Below are 3,568 nucleotides of genomic sequence, written 5' to 3'. Positions count from 1 at the left end.
TTAGCGCATCCAAAGAACTGCCGGTTACGCACCGGCAAAGCAGCATAGGGAGGCCGATGAGCTCGAATGCAATCGGCACGTTTCTGCAGATACTCTGCACCCACTGCACCCACTGCTTACACCTGAGACAGTAATGAGTACGCAGCAGCGCCCGCCGTAGGGATGTTCGGAGACTTATGGCGATGTGCTGCCGCTGCTGTGGCAAGTCAGCTGCCGGCATTTACTCCTGCAATTCGCACAGCACGTCACCTGCAGCCGTGTCCAAGACGCGACCTCAAGATGGGTTGGTTGTGCTGGGTGAAGCCAGCGCCTATGCAGCGAGAGGCGGTGCACATTTTCCTCACATCGCGCGCAAAAAGAAACCCTCCATCCATTCGGATAGAGGGTTTCGGGTAAAGCCCCTGGCGATGACCTACTCTCGCATGGCTTGAGCCACACTACCATCGGCGCAGCTGCGTTTCACTTCCGAGTTCGGGATGGGATCGGGTGGTTCCACAGCGCTAATTTCACCAGGGAGACGGTTGGAGCGTCGCCAGTTGGGGCTTTTCGTCAAACGTGTGCACAAGCAAGTGCAAACATTTGCTGAAGAAGCACCTACGGCGCTCGTCTCGCATAGTTAACTTGTGACGTAGCTTGCATTTGATGATCTACCAACGTTCGTTGGGACCAAGGCGACTTGAGGTTATATGGTCAAGCCGCACGGATCATTAGTATCAGTTAGCTCAATACATTGCTGTACTTACACACCTGACCTATCAACCACGTAGTCTACATGGTTCCTTTAGGGGGCTTGTGCCCCGGGAAGTCTCATCTTGAGGCGCGCTTCCCGCTTAGATGCTTTCAGCGGTTATCGCTTCCGAACATAGCTACCCGGCAATGCCACTGGCGTGACAACCGGAACACCAGAGGTTCGTCCACTCCGGTCCTCTCGTACTAGGAGCAGCCCCTCTCAAACTTCCAACGCCCATGGCAGATAGGGACCGAACTGTCTCACGACGTTCTGAACCCAGCTCGCGTACCACTTTAAATGGCGAACAGCCATACCCTTGGGACCGACTACAGCCCCAGGATGTGATGAGCCGACATCGAGGTGCCAAACACCGCCGTCGATATGAACTCTTGGGCGGTATCAGCCTGTTATCCCCGGAGTACCTTTTATCCGTTGAGCGATGGCCCTTCCATACAGAACCACCGGATCACTAAGACCTACTTTCGTACCTGCTTGATCCGTCGATCTTGCAGTCAAGCACGCTTATGCCTTTGCACACAGTGCGCGATGTCCGACCGCGCTGAGCGTACCTTCGTGCTCCTCCGTTACTCTTTAGGAGGAGACCGCCCCAGTCAAACTACCCACCATACACGGTCCCTGATCCGGATAACGGACCTAGGTTAGAACGTCAAGCACGACAGGGTGGTATTTCAAGGATGGCTCCACTGCAGCTAGCGCCACAGTTTCATAGCCTCCCACCTATCCTACACAGACGAACTCAACGTTCAGTGTAAAGCTATAGTAAAGGTTCACGGGGTCTTTCCGTCTTGCCACGGGAACGCTGCATCTTCACAGCGATTTCAATTTCACTGAGTCTCGGGTGGAGACAGCGCCGCTGTCGTTACGCCATTCGTGCAGGTCGGAACTTACCCGACAAGGAATTTCGCTACCTTAGGACCGTTATAGTTACGGCCGCCGTTTACTGGGGCTTCGATCAAGAGCTTCGCCTTGCGGCTGACCCCATCAATTAACCTTCCAGCACCGGGCAGGCGTCACACCCTATACGTCCACTTTCGTGTTTGCAGAGTGCTGTGTTTTTGATAAACAGTCGCAGCGGCCTGGTTTCTGCGACCCTCTTCAGCTATAGCTCGCATGAGCCACCAAAAAGGGTGCACCTTCTCCCGAAGTTACGGTGCCATGTTGCCTAGTTCCTTCACCCGAGTTCTCTCAAGCGCCTGAGAATTCTCATCCTACCCACCTGTGTCGGTTTACGGTACGGTCTTCGTGAGCTGAAGCTTAGGAGCTTTTCCTGGAAGCGTGGTATCAGTGACTTCGCCATAAAGGCTCGTCTCGGTGCTCGGTCTTAAAGGATCCCGGATTTGCCAAAGATCCAAACCTACCGCCTTTCCCCGGGACAACCAACGCCCGGTACACCTAACCTTCTCCGTCCCTCCATCGCACTCACGCGAGGTGCAGGAATATTAACCTGCTTCCCATCGACTACGGCTTTCGCCCTCGCCTTAGGGACCGACTAACCCTGCGTCGATTAACGTTGCGCAAGGAAACCTTGGGCTTTCGGCGTGCGGGCTTTTCACCCGCATTATCGTTACTCATGTCAGCATTCGCACTTCCGATACCTCCAGCAGACTTCTCAATCCACCTTCGCAGGCTTACGGAACGCTCCTCTACCGCGCATAAAACAAGTTTTATGCACCCCAAGCTTCGGTTCACTGCTTAGCCCCGTTAAATCTTCCGCGCAGACCGACTCGACCAGTGAGCTATTACGCTTTCTTTAAAGGGTGGCTGCTTCTAAGCCAACCTCCTGGCTGTCTATGCCTTTCCACATCGTTTTCCACTTAGCAGTGAATTTGGGACCTTAGCTGTGGGTCTGGGTTGTTTCCCTTTTCACGACGGACGTTAGCACCCGCCGTGTGTCTCCCGGATAGTACGTACTGGTATTCGGAGTTTGCAATGGTTTGGTAAGTCGCGATGACCCCCTAGCCATAACAGTGCTCTACCCCCAGTAGTATTCGTCCGAGGCGCTACCTAAATAGCTTTCGAGGAGAACCAGCTATCTCCGGGTTCGATTAGCTTTTCACTCCTAATCACAGCTCATCCCCGTCTTTTGCAACAGACGTGGGTTCGGGCCTCCAGTACCTGTTACGGCACCTTCACCCTGGCCATGACTAGATCACCCGGTTTCGGGTCTACTGCCCGCGACTATGCGCCCTTATCAGACTCGGTTTCCCTTCGCCTCCCCTATACGGTTAAGCTTGCCACGAACAGTAAGTCGCTGACCCATTATACAAAAGGTACGCAGTCACTCTTGCGAGCTCCTACTGCTTGTACGCACACGGTTTCAGGATCTATTTCACTCCCCTCTCCGGGGTTCTTTTCGCCTTTCCCTCACGGTACTGGTTCACTATCGGTCGGTCAGGAGTATTTAGCCTTGGAGGATGGTCCCCCCATATTCAGACAGGGTTTCACGTGCCCCGCCCTACTCGTCTTCACTGGAGTGGCCCTTTTAAATACAGGGCTATCACCTTCTATGGCCAATCTTTCCAGATTGTTTTTCTAAAGCCATTCCAGCTTAAGGGCTGCTCCCCGTTCGCTCGTCACTACTTAGGGAATCTCGGTTGATTTCTTTTCCTCCGGTTACTTAGATATTTCAGTTCACCGGGTTCGCTTCCAGCAGCTATGAATTCACTGCAGGATACTGCCGAAGCAGTGGGTTTCCCCATTCGGATATTGCCGGATCAAAGCTTGTTGCCAGCTCCCCGACACTTTTCGCAGGCTACCACGTCCTTCATCGCCTCTGACCGCCTAGGCATCCACCGTGTGCGCTTATTCGCTTGACCA

At 53.8% G+C, this 3,568-nt stretch carries 2 rRNA genes; both read right to left on the bottom strand.

Features of this window, described 5'->3' with window-relative positions:
* Window positions 1–399: 399 nt before the first annotated feature.
* A 5S ribosomal RNA gene (rrf, locus tag NX05_RS12360) occupies window positions 400–514 on the bottom strand.
* Window positions 515–686: 172 nt separating this feature from the next.
* Window positions 687–3,567, bottom strand: a 23S ribosomal RNA gene (locus NX05_RS12355).
* Window position 3,568 lies beyond the last annotated feature (1 nt).

Origin of the sequence: Xanthomonas vasicola (genome assembly GCF_000772705.2) — a bacterium.
In the GTDB taxonomy this organism is placed as follows: Bacteria; Pseudomonadota; Gammaproteobacteria; order Xanthomonadales; family Xanthomonadaceae; genus Xanthomonas; species Xanthomonas vasicola.
Note: the sequence above shows the minus strand (reverse complement) of the source record. Positions and strands in the feature narration are given on the sequence as shown.